Source organism: Mammaliicoccus sp. K-M42, assembly GCF_022386375.1.
In the GTDB taxonomy this organism is placed as follows: Bacteria; Bacillota; Bacilli; order Staphylococcales; family Staphylococcaceae; genus Mammaliicoccus; species Mammaliicoccus fleurettii.
Map to the genome: position 1 here is coordinate 18,673 of NZ_JAJNIS010000012.1, position 16,318 is coordinate 34,990.

A 16,318-nucleotide genomic window follows, 5' to 3' on the forward strand; every position below is an offset into this window, starting at 1 on the left:
ATTGTTCATCCTTTTTGTTCCTCAGGTATTTCTATAAGGACAAGACGGTACACCGCAACTTGATTTTCCTCATATAAATTTGTTAAAGACGTTGAATAATTGTAGATTTCACCTTTAAATTGCTTATTTTTAGCCGGAACTTCAACATCAAAATGCCCTCTATATAACAAAACAGCAATATCGTGATACGCTTCGCTCGTTACATTAAATTCAATCGTTACTTTATATAACCCATCTACAGTTTCGTCTTCAAAATGTGTTAATGGAATATCCGTTTCATCTAAATATATATGTTCAACCATTTATGTCACCTTCAAAATTTATATTTAATATCTAAGTTCAGTATAATATGTCGAAAGATATAATACATGCATTCTGTTTATAGCGCATGAATACTTGAGTGAGTATCTAATCATTTATTTGTCACGCATTCATTAAACGCTTACAATATAATATGAATCTAAATGTGGACTTGAAATGTGGTGGGATTATTGTTAGAAAGACATGTGAAATTAATGAAGCTATTACTTTTAAATCGTGATAGTTATTTAAACGGGACTGAAATAGCTGACTATTTGAATGTTTCAAATAGAACTGTAAGAAGCGATATTAAATATATTAATAGTGAAATTAAAGATGTCATTATCAGTATTAAAGGGCGTGGTTATCAATTAAATCACGAGTTGTATCAAACTGAAGAGATAGAAACCATTCTGAATCAATATACGGAAAAGAACGGTCAAACGCTCATCAAGATGGCTTATCAATTATTAATGTATAAACAATCTGTTACGCTTGAGCAATTATCTGATGACTATGCTTTAACGAAGAATGAACTCATCGATCATTTAAATCAAATTCAAGCTTGGTGTGAGTCTTATGACGTTGCAATTAACCTTGTTAAAAGAAAAGGCGTAACGGTAAGTGGCAATGAAATGGATATTCGCAATGCTATTCTTCATTTAAACCAGCTCTCTACAAACAATGTTAAAGTAGAGGACTTTATTTTGAATGAAATTCCAAAAGCGCATAGCGAATTAATGATTCATATTATGGAACAACACTTAGAGCATCACCATATTCAAACTTCAAAAGTGCATATTAAACAGTTGCTCGTACACCTGATCATTATTTTCAAAAGAATCCACGATACAACTGAACAATGGGATATTAATCAAGAGGCATTGGCCATTTCTCGGGCAATTATAGAAGATATTAATAGACAGCTTAAATACACTTTAAGCGATGAAACAGCGAAGCTATTTTCATTTTTTATTAGCTATTATTTTGACAAATATGACCTAGGCTTCAAACAAATATTTATTCAAAGTTATATTGAACGTTTAATTTATCAAATGAATGCCAAAGTCGGTATAGATTTTATGCAAGATGCTGTACTTCGTGAAAATGTTTATTCACATTTCAGCAGAACATATTTGCGCATTGTTAAGAACGTTTATATTAACAATCCGCTTACAGAGGATATTAAACAGCAATACCCGTTTGTGTTCAACGCTTTATATGAAACGGTTCATTTACTGGAAGAAGATGCACAACTCAATTTAAGTGAAGATGAGATAGCCTTTTTAGCATTGCATTTTCAATCATCAATAGATCGTAATGTACAAGATCAATTTAATGTTGTCATTACTTGTTATTATGGACTGGGCATTTCAAGCTTATTAGAAGCAAAAATTCAAAAATTAAACCATAAAATTAATATTACGGATACGATTAAACTTGAAGACGTTTCAACTTACCCATTTTCTAATACGGATATACTCGTTACAACACACGAAATTGATATGAAACATATACCAAGTAACGTACAAGTTGTTCAAGTATCGCCTTTATTTTCAGAAGAAGATGCTCATAAATTTCAAACCATTTTAAATCAGAAGCAAAACCCTGTTTTAAACAACGATGCATTATTGCCTATCGACTTTCTATCGGTACCAATCGAAACAGACATACATTCTACTGTTGATATATTCCAACATGCGGAACGTTTGCTTAATCAACAACATGCTATATCAAGTGGGTATATTGAAAGTGCATTAGAAAGAGAGAAGTTCTCATCAACTTATATTGGAAATGGCATTGCTATTCCACATGGAGACCCTACTAAAGTCTTTAAGTCACATGTATTAATGTTTAGGCTCCGCCAAGATATATCATGGAAACAACATAAAGTTCATTTAGTATTCTTCTTATCTATTGCAGACAAAGATAAACAAGTAATGAAGAAAATTATACACAGTATCGCTGCATTAACAGAACAAGATGTTAAGCATTTACTAAAATTAGAAGATGAACCATTCAAACAATATATCATTGATCGTTTTAAAGAATAATTGCCACTACTAACGGCAATTATTCTTTTTTATGTTTCATTGAATGCGTTTACAATTGAATTAAGAAGGAGCTGACGTTATGAAAATTTTAGCAATTACATCTTGTCCAAACGGGATTGCACATACTTATATGGCTCAAGAAAAATTAGAACAAGCCGCAAAAGAAATGGGCATAGATATTAAAGTAGAAACACAAGGTGGTGTCGGTGCAGAAAATGTTCTGACATCAAAAGAAATTAGAGAAGCGGATGGTATTATTATAGCTGCTGACAGACAAGTCGATTTATCAAGATTTGACGGGAAACGATTAATTAACGAAAGTGTTAGAGAAGGTATTCACAACCCTAAATTATTAATTCAACGCATCATCGATCAAGATGCACATATTCATCATGAAAAAGGTGGCAATAAACAAACAGATGATGACGAAGATCAAAAAAGTGGTCTACAAATGGTCTACCAACATTTAATGAATGGTGTTTCATTCATGGTGCCATTTATCGTAGTTGGTGGTTTATTAATGGCCATTGCTTTAACTTTAGGAGGACATACAACACCTGAAGGTCTTAAAATACCTGATGATTCATTCTGGAAATCTATTGAAAATATCGGTAGTTTAGCATTTAGTTTTATGGTCCCAATTCTAGCTGGTTACATTGCAGTTAGTATTGCTGATAAACCAGGTTTAGTACCAGGTATGATTGGTGGCGCAATTGCTGCTGATGGTAGCTTTTACGGAAGTGAAGCTGGTGCAGGATTCTTAGGTGGTATTGTCGCTGGTTTCTTAGCAGGCTATATTGCTAAATGGATTAAAAACATTAAAATTCCTAAAGCAATGGCACCTATTATGCCAATTATCATTATTCCTATTATTTCTTCAATTATTGTAGGACTTATTTTCATATTTGTTATTGGTGCGCCGATTGCGAGTATTTTTGAAGGCTTAACAACATGGTTAAAAGGTATGCAAGGTACTAATAGTATTATCTTAGCGCTTATTATCGGAGCTATGATTGCATTCGATATGGGTGGTCCAGTAAACAAAGTTGCTTTCTTATTCGGATCAGCTTTAATTGCTGAAGGTAACTATGCAGTTATGGGTATGGTTGCAGTAGCAGTATGTACGCCACCAATTGGATTAGGACTAGCAACATTCTTTAATAAACGTAAATTTAATAAAGGTGAAATTGAAATGGGTAAAGCTTCATTCACAATGGGACTTTTCGGTATTACTGAAGGTGCTATCCCATTTGCAGCCCAAGATCCATTACGAATTATTCCAGCAAATATGGTTGGCGCAATGGTCGCTGCCGTTATAGCATCTATAGGTGGCGTTGGAGACAGAGTAGCCCATGGTGGACCAATCGTAGCTGTACTTGGTGGTATAGATAAAATATTATGGTTCTTTATAGCTGTTATTGTCGGAAGCATCGTGACAATGCTTGTAACATTACTTTTAAAGAAAAAAGAAACATCATTAGTCACAACTGATACTGCAGATTCAGACAATAACCTTACATCTTCTTTCATGGGAACTGAAGATGATGATCATAAAGAAGAAACAACATCAAACACTGAAAAAAAAGAAGAAATTACAGAAACGTTCGAAGTATTTGATAAGAATGTTATAACAATAGAAAATCGTAACATGTCTAGAGATGAAGCTATAGATAAACTTATTCAAAACTTAAAACATCATAACTATATTGAAGATGAACAAATTTTGAAAGAAGGCGTACTTAAACGTGAGTCAGAATCAACGACTGCAATAGGTATGAATGTAGCCATCCCGCACGCTAAATCAAATGTCGTTAAACAACCAGTTGTAGCAGTACTCAATAATAAAAACGGTGTAGATTGGGAAAGTTTAGATCATACACAACCAAAAATCATCTTCCTAATCGCCGTACCAAATGACAGTAGTGATACACACTTAAAACTACTACAAAGATTATCCCGTACACTGATGGACGACGAAACACGAGAACAATTAATAAATGCAGATAGTACTGATAAAATATATAATATATTGAAAGAAATATAATTTGAAGCACTCAGTATGAATCTTGCATCTCTTAGACTAACTTGACATAATTACCTAAAAACTATACATTGAAAATAATTAAATAGATGCACTAGGGGTGTTTTAAACTGAGATGAGTATTTACTCAAACCCTTCGAACCTGAACTAGTTCATACTAGCGTAGGAAAGTGTTGGTGAAATGAATTTGTAGGGACGAATATGCCCTTTTATAAATAGCTTTCTAATTTTACACAACTTTCTTACGAGATGGTTGTGTATTTTTTTATTTAAATTTTGATTAGGAGTGATTTAAATGACTAGAACAGTATTAGTTACAGGAAGTAGTAGAGGTTTAGGTGCAACAATTGCACGTACATTAGTAAATGAAGGTCATCAAGTTATCATCAATTACAACAACAGTAAAGAATCCGCTGAACATCTTGTTGCTGAACTTGGGAATGAACGTGCTATTGCTATTAAAGCAAACGTTACAAACCGTAAAGAAGTTAATCAATTAATATCAGAAGGAACAAAACACTTTGGACAAATTGATGTTGTTGTTAATAATGCACTCGTTAACTTTAAATTTGATCCTGTTAAGCAACAACCTTTTATGGATCTTTCTTGGGAAGATTATCAACAACAAATTGATGGTACTTTAAAAGCTGCTTTTAATATCGTTCAAAGTGTGGCGCCTCAATTTATTGAAAGAAAACATGGAGCTGTTATTAGTATTGGAACAAACCTATTCCAAAATCCCGTTGTGCCATATCATGAATATACAACTGCAAAAGCCGGATTAATCGGTTTCACACGCAATATTGCAGCAGAATTAGGCCAATATGGTATTACTGCAAATGTAGTATCTGGTGGCTTACTAAAAACGACCGATGCAAGTTCAGTTACAACACCTGATGTGTTTGATTTAATTGCCCAGTCTACGCCTCTAAAAAAAGTTACAACTCCACAAGATGTTGCAAATATGGTGAGTTTTTTAGCGTCAGATAAAGCAACCGGCATAACAGGGCAAAACTATACTGTTGATGGTGGTTTAACGATGAACTAGCATTTCAAACGAGAATTAAGGAGAATATGAATGAAAAAATTCAATCATGAACAACTAAACATCGGTGTCTTATTATATGGATGTGGACATCATCAAGCTGCATGGCTTATGGAAGATTCATATATCGAGCAAATTGGAGATATTTCATACTATCAATCATTGGCTCAGCTTTCAGAAAAAGGATTATTAGATGCAGTGTTTTTTGCTGATAATCAATCGTTCCCTGCTATTGCAGACAGTGAAATGCCAGCATTTTGGCTAGACCCAATCGTGAATTTAACTGCTATATCTCAAGCAACAAAACATATTGGATTAGTTTCAACTATATCAAGTTCTTTCTCAAATCCTTATACTGCAGCTAGACAACTTTTAACGCTTGATCATGCTACTAATGGACGCGTCGGTTGGAACTTAGTTACATCTATGTCCGACTTAGAAGCACAAAATCATAGTATGTCTGCTCTCACACCACACGATAAAAGGTATCAACAAGCTTATGAGTTTGCTGATTTAATGGATAAATTGTTCACTTCTTGGCATAAAAAAGATTTCATACATTCGCGAACAACAAATCAATTGATTAAACACGAACATATTCATTCTTTTAATCATTCTGGAGAGCATTTTCAAGTCAATGGACCTTTATCGACACCAAGCAGTCCACAAGGTAAACCTGTCGCTATGCAAGCAGGCGCTTCTAAACAAGGAATTGCTTTAGCAGTCAAACATGCTGATGCTGTCTATTCTGTTTCTTGGAATTTGAAACAAGCAAAAGCCTATAGAACCAAATTAAACAACGCGATTCAGCAAAGTAACACTCCGAATAAATACATTAAAGTATTCCCTGGATTAGTAACTTATGTGGCTGAAACGCATGAAGAAGCTTTGCTTAAAAAAGAAAAATTAGATAAACGACTTCCAATAGAAAATGCTATAAAACAACTTAGCACTTTTGTAAGACAAGACTGTACAAAATGGTCATTAGATGAACCCGTTCCGGAATTGCCTCCAGTAGAATCATTCGATGGTCCAGTAGGCAGATATGAAACTATTTTAGAAATTATTGAAGACACCCAACCTACAGTAAGAGCATTATTAGGTTATCTCAATGCTGGCGGTGGGCATCTTACTTTAATAGGGACACCTGTTGAAATTGTAGATGAAATGGAACGTTGGTTTAAATTAGGCGTAGCTGACGGCTTTAATTTAATGCCCCCTACTCTTCCATATAGTTTAGAAGACTTTGTGAAATTTATTATTCCAGAGTTACAACGTCGTGGACTTTATCGTGAATATTACTCAGGAAATACTTTTAGAGAATATTTAAATTTACATTAAAAAATAATATGAGATAAATAAATGACGATAACTACAGAAATCGAGCTGAATAAAGTAGACATAAAGACAAGTTCTGCCGCCAATTCTGGATAATTATCATATTCTTGAGCAATAACCGAACTATTTACAGATGTCGGCATAGCTGAAGCAATAAATAAAGTTTGTGCAATAATACCATCCAACCCCATGCATTTTATAATAACAAGTGCAATCGCTGGACCAACTATCAGTCGAACAAATATATAAATATACGATGACGACCATCTGAAGTTAATTTTAATGTTCGCAATTTGAGCACCTAATAGAATTAAAGCAACTGCAATCATGGCGTCAGACAAATAACTAACTGTTGTCCACATAAATTCAGGAATTGGAATATGATTGTAGTTTAAGATGATTGCTAGTAAAAGCGCATAAATAATCGGCATCTTAAAATAATTAATGAGTGCTTTAAGTTTACCTAATTGAACAGATTGAATCGCAAAGACACCATATGTAAACGTAAAGATATTTTGTAAAGTTAACACAATCACTTGCGCTGACATTGCTAGTGGATCACTCTTAAAAACAATATCATTTAATGGTGCACCATAATTACCAGAGTTAAAAAAGAGCACGCTGTTCGTCAATGTCGTCTCTTTACCTTTATCTAAATTCTGTATTTTTGCCAATGCGAAAGCAACGATATATAACATCACGATGTAAATAATAAAGAAGATAACAATAGAAAACAGTAAATTAACAGCTAAGTCAGCGTTGTAGAACTTCGCAAAAATAAACCCTGGAACGAACACGTTAATATTCAATTTAGCTAACGTTCTCAAGTCTAACTTAACACGCTTTTGTAGAACATAACCTAATCCTGTCATTAGAAAGATAGGTACAACAACAGTAAGTAAAATATTGAACATTTCAGCCAAAAAAACACCCCCTCTTTCAAGTAACAAATGCTATTGATTACATTTATCATAACATTGTTAACAACTTGTTGGAGGGGGTATTTTCAGCGAGTACGTTATAACAAAAACGAGGCTAGGACATTTAACTTGTCCTAGCCTCGTTTCACACTATAATAAATCTTTACTCGTTATATTTGAAACAGCTCATAAATTTACTATAGCACATTTCCCATTTAATCCCAATTAAAAGGCATTACTTCTCTTTTAAAGGATATTTACTATACAAATAAAAATTATAAAATTTTCGAATTTTTTAGTAAATTCTGTTTATTTTATTGAAAAATATTTTCATAAGTACTATGATTAGTTTTAATATGTTTTTTTAAAATATAGTTTTTATACATACGAAGGAGAGTCAATCATGAGTGAAAAAAGTAATCTTGTTACTTCAACACAGAATATTATTGAAGAAGCATTATATAAATTAGGTTATGATGAAGGCCTTTACGAGCTTATTAAGGAACCTGCTAGATTCTTAAAAGTTCGCATACCAGTAAAAATGGATGATGGTTCAGTACAAACTTTTACAGGCTATCGTTCTCAACATAATAGTTCAGTAGGACCGACTAAAGGTGGCGTTCGTTTCCATCCAGATGTCGACGAAAATGAAGTCAAAGCTTTATCTATGTGGATGACTTTGAAATGTGGCATCGTTAATTTACCTTATGGTGGTGGTAAAGGGGCCATTCAATGTGATCCTCATAATATGAGCAAGACAGAACTTGAACGATTATCTAGAGGTTTTGTCAGAGCAATATCTCAAATTGTTGGACCTTCTAAAGACATTCCGGCACCTGATGTGTACACGGATGCTCAAATTATGTCGTGGATGATGGATGAATATAGTTTGATGCATAAAGTAAATGCGCCAAACTTTATCACAGGTAAACCGATTGCATTAGGTGGTTCACTTGGACGTGAACAAGCGACTGCATTAGGTGCTGTTATTACAATCGAAGAAGCGGCTAAACGTAAAAATATTAAAATAAAAGATTCACGTGTTGTCATTCAAGGATTTGGTAATGCTGGTAGCTTTATCGCTAAAATTCTACATGATAAGGGTGCGAAAATTGTCTGTATTTCTGAAAGTCGCGGTGCATTATATGATCCTGATGGTTTAGATATTGATCATTTATTAGAACTGCGTAAAGAACATGGTAGAATCACACCTTTATTTGATAATCTTATTACAAATAGTGAATTATTTGAAATTGATTGTGATATTTTAGTACCAGCAGCGTTAGCTAACCAAATCACTACTCAAAATGCCGGTGATATTAAAGCAACTATTGTAGCTGAAGCTGCTAACGGCCCTACTACACAGGAAGCTACACGCATCCTTACTGAGAATGGTGTATTATTAATTCCAGACGTATTAGCTAGTGCTGGTGGCGTAACTGTTTCCTACTTTGAATGGGTTCAGAACAATCAAGGTCTTTATTGGACTGAAAAAGAAGTCAATGATTTATTAAAAGAAAAGATGGTTGAAGCTTTTGATAAAGTGTATGAAATATCTCAAAGTCGACATTTAGATATGAGATTATCTGCCTATGTCGTAGGAGTTAGACGAACTGCCGAAGCAACCCGTTTCAGAGGTTGGGCTTAGCATTATATATAAAGTAAGAGGCTGGGACAAATTATTGTCACAGCCTCTTATCATTAGATTCGCATTAGTTAACCGGATGGGATTTCTGACTTACTTCTGCTTTTACATTTATTCGAAATAATTATGTTTTTTTAGGAACTTTTCTGCAATAATAGCTGGTTCTTCTTTTTCACCATCAGCTTTAAAATTCAGTTCTTGCATTTTTTTCGTAGAAACTTTATCAAGTAATTTTTCGATTGATTTTTTAGATTTCGGATTTTCTTTTAAATATTCATTTGTTGCTAATGGACTTGCATCATAAGGTGGGAAGAAATGACGATCATCTTCTAAAGTCACTAAATCATAGGCAGCAATTCTTCCGTCTGTCGTATAACCAAGTGCTGCATCGATACTCTTATTCTTCAATGCATCATATACGAGTCCAATTTGCATTGATCTTATATGTTCAAATTCAAATCCATAAGCTTTTGTAAATGCTGGATAGCCGTCACCTTTACGCTTTATCCATGTCGCATCACTTGCAACTCTTAGTTCATCTTTATGTTTTTCTAGATCTGATACCTTTTTCAAATTATATTTTTTAGCTGTTTCTTTAGTTACAGTAAAAGCAAAAGTATTTTCAAATCCATATGAATCAAAAAATGTTTGGTCAAATTTATTTTGAAAACCTGTCTTAACTGCTTTTTCAGCTTTTTTAGTATTTGTAATAGGATCAGAATCAAGCGCACCTACTAAATCAGTACCTGTATATCTTGTAGCAGATATTTGAGCATCATCATTTAAAATTGCATTATGTTCAATGGCTGCAGAGCCAAGATTATTTACAATAACCGGTTTAACTTCCCCATTTGTATCATGTTCAATTTGTAGTCGAATCATATGTGCCATAATTTGAGATTCGCTTGTCGCAAGCGCAGTTATTTTAACACTGTCAGCCGATGCTCCGCCTAACCCCGGCAATGAACACCCACTTAATAATAATGTACAAATCATAATTAAAGTGAATTTTTGAAGTTTAATAACGTTCTCCTCCATAAGTTATATATCTATAGTATTTACTATTTATATTAACACAAATAGCTAATTCTGTTTTTCTAGTCTATATGAACGGCAGTCTACACGGTGTCTAGAATGATATTGTTTAGTTTATATTCAATATGACAACTGCTATAATGTGTATGAGATAAAATAAATCATTAAACATTTAGATGCACGGAGGATAAATGAATGGACGACTCACTAAGAAGTAAAAGAAAGAATGAACATATTCAATTAGCTTTAGATACTTATCAATATGCAGGTACTGATTTTGATAAAGTACAGTTAATTCATCAATCCATTCCTTCAATAAATAAAAATCAAATCGACTTATCTGTACAATTCCCTCACTTCACTTTCAAATATCCTATTTATATCAATGCGATGACAGGTGGAAGTGAAAGAGCAGCAACAATAAATAAGGAATTAGCACAAATTGCGAAAGCATGTGATATTCCAATGGCAGTCGGTTCTACACATTCAGCTTTAAAAGATTCTAATGCTGAATCTAGCTTTACAGTTGTACGAGATGAGAATCCTGATGGACTAATTTTTAGTAACGTTGGAGCAGATATCGAATACGCTAAAGCAAAAAAATCAATTGAATTATTAAATGCAGATGCCTTACAAATTCATGTTAACGCACCACAAGAATTAATTATGCCTGAAGGTGATACTGAATTTGAAAATTGGTTAACAAACATTCAAGAAATCCAAGAAAACATTGATATACCAGTCATTATTAAAGAAGTAGGCTTTGGTATGAGCGCCGAAACAATAAAAAAAGTAAAAAATATAGGAATTCAATATGTTGATATAAGCGGTAGAGGTGGAACTAACTTTGCAGATATTGAGAACCAAAGAAGACCATTAAAAGACATGGCCTTCTTAAATCAATGGGGACAAAGTACAGTACAAAGTTTACTAGAAGCTAAATTATTAAACACAGATATCCATGTACTAGCAAGTGGCGGTGTTAAGAACCCATTAGATGCTATAAAATCATTAGTATTAGGTGCAGAAGCAGTCGGCCTATCTGGATACGTACTTAAATATCTAGACGAGTATGGAGTAGAAGATACAATAGAACATATGAAACAATTCATAGAACAAATGCACGTAATAGCAAACTTGTTGAATGCATCTAAAGTATCAGATTTAAGATCAGTCGGTTATGTATTGTCACCAGATTTACAAACATATCTAGAACAACGCTCAAAAGTAATATAATTTCAAAAAACGTAGCAGCTTTTTCTAAATCAGGAAAAGCTGCTTTTCATTTGTGAAATGTCTTAGATTAATTGTGGAATTAATCTACAACTTAGCCCAACTCTTCGATTAACTACTGAATTAATCTACAACTTACACCATCTCTTCGATTAACTAACGAATTAATCTACCACTTTAGCCTTCTCTTCGATTAACTACTGAATTAATCTACAACTTTAGCCTTCTCTTCGATTAACTAACGAATTAATCTACAACTTTAGCCTTCTCTTCGATTAACTAACGAATTAATCTACAACTTTCTCCATCTCTTCGATTAACTCTCTATTTAATCAAAGTCTTCCAATATATCATAATTTTACTCAGCTTTTCTCCTCTTATATTTATGTATTTATCCTATACACCCCCACTATCTCCTGTATATAAGACTTTTTTACGATATAATATTCATTTTCAATGTAAGATATAAAGTGATAATATTAAACATATATCTTAATCGTATCTTTAAAGTGCACGCTCGCTTTTTTATAGAGTATAAATTGAAGGAGAGTTGAATATGACTAATCAAGATATTCCATCTTTATATTACACAGAAACCTCGAAAAGTGCTGTTCCACTTCTTGAGAGTGAACAACATATACAAACTGTTACTGCCGACCCTTGGCTAAAAATTTCTGACGAAGGTCTTCAATTAGAAGGCTTGTGTTTTGATAGAGATCATAATCTTTTTTTATGTGAAGTATTTGGAGGAACCATTTTTAGAGTAGACTTACCTGAGAAAAAAGTGAATACTGTATTCAAATCTGAGAAAACAAACCCAGCTTCTGTTAAAATACATAAGGATGGAAGCTTATATTTGTCTTACTTAGGTGATTTCAAAAATTCTGGTGGTGTTATATCCACTGATTCGAACGGTAATAATCCTCAAAGTATTGTTTCAGACATAGATACTGAATATTGTATTGATGATTTAGTATTTGATAGTAAAGGTGGTTTCTATTTCACTGATTTTAGAGGTTACTCTACTAACCCTCTTGGCGGTGTTTATTATGTTTCACCAGATCATCAAACGATTACACCTATCATTCAAAACATGGCTGTAGCAAACGGCATTGCACTAAGTACAGATGAACGTATCCTTTGGGTTACTGAAACAAACGCCAATAGATTACATCGTATTTCTTTAGAAGAAGATGGTGTTACGATTGAACCATTTGGCGCATCAATTCCTTATCATTTTACTGGTCATGAAGGTCCGGATTCTTGTTGTATAGACAGTGATGACAACCTTTATGTCGCTATGTACGGTCAAGGGAGAGTTCTTGTATTCAACAAAAATGGTTACCCTATTGGACAAATATTAATGCCAGGTCGAGATCAAGGTCACATGTTAAGATCTACACACCCTGCGTTTATCCCAGGTACAAATCAATTAATCATTTGTGCTAACGATATAGAACGTGGTGGCGATTCTTGGTTATTTACAGCAAAAGGCTTCGCAAAAGGACATAATAGTTATCAATTTCATTAAAAGTGTAATTTATATACATTAATTAGTTAAAGTTTTTGAATATATGGTGACAGAGCTTTATAATAATATAGTGTTGTTTAACAAAAATAAAATAGGAAATATTAAAGGTGATTGAAAATATGGCACAAATAGGATACGGGGAAGCAAATGGTAAAGTCATTTTAATAGGAGAGCATGCTGTTACTTTTGGACAACCAGCAATAGCAATTCCATTTACAACAGGTAAAGTGAAGGTAACAATTAAGTCTCTTAGTAAAGATGACGCTTCATACATTAATAGCGATGTATATGAAGGTCCGTTACAACAAGCGCCTGAACATATAAAAGCTGTTACGACTCGCTTTGTCGAAAAACATCATATAGAAGACTCTATAAATGTTACTTTTGAAACGAATCTTCCCCCTTCAAGAGGATTAGGTTCCAGTGCTGCTATGGCTATCGCCTTTGTAAGAGCAAGTTATGATTATATAAATAAGCCACTTACCGACGAATTATTAATAGAAGAAGCGAATTGGGCAGAACAAATCGCTCACGGCAAACCGAGTGGCATCGATACTCAAACAATTGTTTCTAATAAACCTGTATGGTTCCATCAAGGAAAAGTAACAACTTTAAATCCTTTAGCATTAAAAGGATATATGGTTGTAATAGACACTGGTGTTAGAGGCTCTACAAAGAAAGCAGTAGAAGACGTCCATAACTTATGTGATCATAATGAGCAATATATGCGATTTATCGAACATATTGGCAATCTCGTATATGAAGCAAACGAAGCAATTGAACGTCATGATTTCAACCAATTAGCACATGTGTTTGAGCTAGCTCAAGATAATTTACGAAAGCTTACTGTCAGTCACGATAATATCGAAGCATTACTTGAAATAAGCAAAACACAAGGAGCAACTGCTGGTAAACTCACTGGCGGTGGTCGCGGCGGTAGTATGATTGTCCTCGCACAAAACCTTGAAATAGCTGAAAAAGTGGCAACAAGTGCTGAAAAATTCGGTGCACATCATACTTGGATTGAAAACTTAGGAGGTTAACGAGATTGAATATTAGTGGCAAAGCCCGTGCACATACAAATATTGCTTTAATTAAATATTGGGGAAAAGCCAATGAGGACTTAATCATTCCCATGAATAATAGTTTATCCGTTACACTAGATAAATTTTATACAGAAACTAAAGTAACATTTAGTCCTGATTATAAAAAAGATACTTTAATATTAAATGGACAAGAAGTTAGCGAAGAACAATCTAAGAAAATTTATCGTTTTATGGATATCGTTAGAGAACGTAGTCAATCATCATTACATGCACACATCGAAAGCGTCAATTATGTACCTACTGCTGCTGGTCTTGCATCTTCTGCAAGTGCATATGCAGCCTTAGCAGCTGCTTGTAATGAAGCGTTAGATTTAAACATGTCAGATAAAGATTTATCTAGATTAGCACGAAGAGGTTCCGGTTCTGCTTCAAGAAGTATTTTCGGCGGATTTGCTGAATGGGAAAAAGGAATCGATGATGAAACATCATATGCACATTCAATAGAATCAGATGGTTGGGAAGACGATTTATCTATGATATTTGTCGTTATTAATAACCAATCTAAAAAAGTCTCTAGCCGTTCAGGTATGTCTCACACACGCGATACATCTCGATTCTATCAATATTGGTTAGATCATGTAGATGAAGATATTGCATCTGTAAAGCAAGCAATTAAACAGAAAGACTTCAAACATTTAGGTGAAGTCATAGAAGAAAATGGATTACGTATGCATTCTACAAACTTAGGTGCACAACCACCTTTTTCTTACTTAGTTCCTGAAAGTTATGAAGTTATGGAAATTGTCCACAAATGTAGAAAAGCTGGATATCCATGCTATTTCACAATGGATGCTGGACCAAATGTTAAAATTTTAGTTGAAAAGAACAACCAACAATATATAATAGACGCTTTACTTGAATCTTTTAATGAAGAACAAGTTATTGCGAGTGACATTACTCACACAGGTATTGAAATTATGGAATAAGGAAGAGATAAAATGATTCAAGTCAAAGCACCAGGAAAGCTGTATATCGCTGGAGAATATGCAGTTACAGAACCTGGATATAAATCTGTATTAATCGCAGTTGACCGATTTGTGACGGCAACTATTGAAGATACTCATTCAACTTCAGGATTTATCCATTCTAAGACTTTACATCATGAACCGATTACTTTTAAAAGAGAACAAGATAAAATAATCATTTCTGATACAGATGCAGCAGATCAACTTAAATATATTACACAAGCTATTGAAGTGTTTGAACAGTTTGCTAAAAGCTCAAACGTCACTTTAAGACATTACAATCTTACAATAGATAGTAATCTTGATGATTCATCAGGACATAAATATGGATTGGGTTCTAGCGCAGCAGTATTAGTATCCGTTATAAAAGCGTTGAATGAATTTTACAATATGCAATTATCCAACTTGTACATCTATAAACTAGCCGTTATCGCAAACATGAAATTACAAAGTTTGAGCTCATGCGGTGATATTGCTGTTAGTGTTTATACAGGTTGGTTAGTATATAGTACATTTGACCACGATTGGGTAAAACAACAAATCGAAGAAACATCTGTATTGGATGTTCTATTTAAAAACTGGCCAGGTTTACACATAGAACCACTTCAAGCACCAGAACATATGGAAGTACTAATCGGATGGACAGGTTCACCAGCCTCTTCACACCATTTAGTAAGTGAAGTTAAACGCTTGAAAGCCGACCCAACAATATATGGACAATTTCTTGACCAATCGCAAACATTTGTCGAACAACTTATAAAAGCTTTTAAAACAAATAATATTCAAGGCGTACAAGAAACAATTAGAAAAAATCGCACAGTCATCCAATATTTAGATTCATTCGCTACAATAGACATCGAAACACCACATTTAAAAAAATTATGTGAAATCGGCGAAAAATATGGCGGCGCAAGTAAAACATCTGGCGCAGGTGGCGGTGACTGTGGCATAACAATCGTTGAAAATGATAAAAACAAAAGAAAAATATTTGAAGAATGGTCTAAGAACAACATCAAACCACTCAATTTCAGCATTTATCACGGACAATAAAATATAATAAAAGAACCCCTTTGCTGAACGAATAAACACGTTGAGCAAAGGGGTT

Annotated in this window: 12 protein-coding genes, 2 pseudogenes and 1 riboswitch; of the genes and pseudogenes, 11 read left to right on the top strand and 3 right to left on the bottom strand. The window is 33.8% G+C overall.

Going from position 1 to position 16,318, the window contains the following annotated elements:
- Nucleotides 1-5: 5 nt before the first annotated feature.
- Nucleotides 6-302, bottom strand: a complete 297-nt coding sequence (locus tag LQ668_RS07880) for a DUF3219 family protein (RefSeq protein ID WP_025907599.1) — start codon at nt 300-302, stop codon at nt 6-8.
- Nucleotides 303-482: 180 nt separating this feature from the next.
- Here LQ668_RS07880 and LQ668_RS07885 point away from each other — a divergent pair, with 180 nt between their 5' ends.
- From LQ668_RS07885 to LQ668_RS07900, 5 genes and pseudogenes are all read left to right on the top strand, one after another.
- Nucleotides 483-2,354, top strand: coding sequence for a BglG family transcription antiterminator (locus tag LQ668_RS07885; protein WP_239775970.1), 1,872 nt, complete (start codon nt 483-485; stop codon nt 2,352-2,354).
- A 79-nt stretch (nt 2,355-2,433) separates the two neighbouring features.
- A pseudogene (locus tag LQ668_RS07890) lies at nt 2,434-3,822 on the top strand (PTS fructose transporter subunit IIC); the annotation flags it as partial.
- A 138-nt stretch (nt 3,823-3,960) separates the two neighbouring features.
- Nucleotides 3,961-4,398, top strand: a pseudogene (locus tag LQ668_RS12485) (PTS sugar transporter subunit IIA); the annotation flags it as partial.
- An 83-nt stretch (nt 4,399-4,481) separates the two neighbouring features.
- Nucleotides 4,482-4,581: riboswitch (TPP riboswitch) on the top strand.
- A 109-nt stretch (nt 4,582-4,690) separates the two neighbouring features.
- Nucleotides 4,691-5,443 (top strand): 3-oxoacyl-ACP reductase, encoded by a 753-nt coding sequence (locus LQ668_RS07895; protein WP_107509288.1) that lies wholly within the window; start codon nt 4,691-4,693, stop codon nt 5,441-5,443.
- Between the two features lie 30 nt (nt 5,444-5,473).
- Complete coding sequence (locus LQ668_RS07900; RefSeq protein WP_239775961.1) at nt 5,474-6,781, top strand: NtaA/DmoA family FMN-dependent monooxygenase; 1,308 nt, start codon at nt 5,474-5,476, stop codon at nt 6,779-6,781.
- On the opposite strand, the gene LQ668_RS07905 is transcribed toward LQ668_RS07900, so the two are convergent.
- On the bottom strand, nt 6,778-7,701 hold the full coding sequence (locus LQ668_RS07905; protein ID WP_107509290.1) for an AEC family transporter: 924 nt from the start codon (nt 7,699-7,701) through the stop codon (nt 6,778-6,780). The genes LQ668_RS07900 and LQ668_RS07905 overlap by 4 nt on opposite strands.
- Nucleotides 7,702-8,101: 400 nt before the next feature.
- On the opposite strand from LQ668_RS07905, the gene LQ668_RS07910 reads away from it, so the two are divergent.
- A complete protein-coding gene (locus LQ668_RS07910; RefSeq protein WP_107509291.1) occupies nt 8,102-9,346 on the top strand; it encodes a Glu/Leu/Phe/Val family dehydrogenase in 1,245 nt (414 codons plus the stop codon).
- A 108-nt stretch (nt 9,347-9,454) separates the two neighbouring features.
- On the opposite strand, the gene LQ668_RS07915 is transcribed toward LQ668_RS07910, so the two are convergent.
- Entirely contained in the window at nt 9,455-10,381 is a 927-nt protein-coding gene (locus LQ668_RS07915) for an osmoprotectant ABC transporter substrate-binding protein (protein ID WP_170167702.1), read from the bottom strand.
- A 192-nt stretch (nt 10,382-10,573) separates the two neighbouring features.
- Between LQ668_RS07915 and fni the strand changes: the two genes are divergently transcribed.
- The 5 genes from fni (at nt 10,574) to LQ668_RS07940 (ending at nt 16,263) form a co-directional block, all read left to right on the top strand.
- On the top strand, nt 10,574-11,614 hold the full coding sequence (gene fni, locus LQ668_RS07920) for a type 2 isopentenyl-diphosphate Delta-isomerase (RefSeq protein ID WP_107509292.1): 1,041 nt from the start codon (nt 10,574-10,576) through the stop codon (nt 11,612-11,614).
- Between the two features lie 553 nt (nt 11,615-12,167).
- A complete protein-coding gene (locus LQ668_RS07925; protein ID WP_107509293.1) occupies nt 12,168-13,142 on the top strand; it encodes an SMP-30/gluconolactonase/LRE family protein in 975 nt (324 codons plus the stop codon).
- Between the two features lie 119 nt (nt 13,143-13,261).
- Nucleotides 13,262-14,185 (top strand): mevalonate kinase, encoded by a 924-nt coding sequence (mvk, locus tag LQ668_RS07930; protein WP_107509294.1) that lies wholly within the window; start codon nt 13,262-13,264, stop codon nt 14,183-14,185.
- A gap of 5 nt (nt 14,186-14,190) precedes the next feature.
- Entirely contained in the window at nt 14,191-15,174 is a 984-nt protein-coding gene (gene mvaD / locus LQ668_RS07935) for a diphosphomevalonate decarboxylase (RefSeq protein WP_107509295.1), read from the top strand.
- A 12-nt stretch (nt 15,175-15,186) separates the two neighbouring features.
- The gene (locus LQ668_RS07940) at nt 15,187-16,263 is read left to right on the top strand and encodes a phosphomevalonate kinase (protein WP_107509296.1); all 1,077 of its coding nucleotides are present in this window, start codon (nt 15,187-15,189) and stop codon (nt 16,261-16,263) included.
- Nucleotides 16,264-16,318 lie beyond the last annotated feature (55 nt).

What these genes read in the sequence shown, in the direction of transcription:
- LQ668_RS07880 (WP_025907599.1), bottom strand. Translation starts at nt 302, where the DNA reads ATGGTTGAACATATATATTTAGATGAAACGGATATTCCATTAACACAT.
- LQ668_RS07895 (WP_107509288.1), top strand. Translation starts at nt 4,691, where the DNA reads ATGACTAGAACAGTATTAGTTACAGGAAGTAGTAGAGGTTTAGGTGCA.
- LQ668_RS07900 (WP_239775961.1), top strand. Translation starts at nt 5,474, where the DNA reads ATGAAAAAATTCAATCATGAACAACTAAACATCGGTGTCTTATTATAT.
- LQ668_RS07910 (WP_107509291.1), top strand. Translation starts at nt 8,102, where the DNA reads ATGAGTGAAAAAAGTAATCTTGTTACTTCAACACAGAATATTATTGAA.
- LQ668_RS07915 (WP_170167702.1), bottom strand. Translation starts at nt 10,381, where the DNA reads ATGGAGGAGAACGTTATTAAACTTCAAAAATTCACTTTAATTATGATT.
- fni (WP_107509292.1), top strand. Translation starts at nt 10,574, where the DNA reads ATGGACGACTCACTAAGAAGTAAAAGAAAGAATGAACATATTCAATTA.
- LQ668_RS07925 (WP_107509293.1), top strand. Translation starts at nt 12,168, where the DNA reads ATGACTAATCAAGATATTCCATCTTTATATTACACAGAAACCTCGAAA.
- mvk (WP_107509294.1), top strand. Translation starts at nt 13,262, where the DNA reads ATGGCACAAATAGGATACGGGGAAGCAAATGGTAAAGTCATTTTAATA.
- LQ668_RS07940 (WP_107509296.1), top strand. Translation starts at nt 15,187, where the DNA reads ATGATTCAAGTCAAAGCACCAGGAAAGCTGTATATCGCTGGAGAATAT.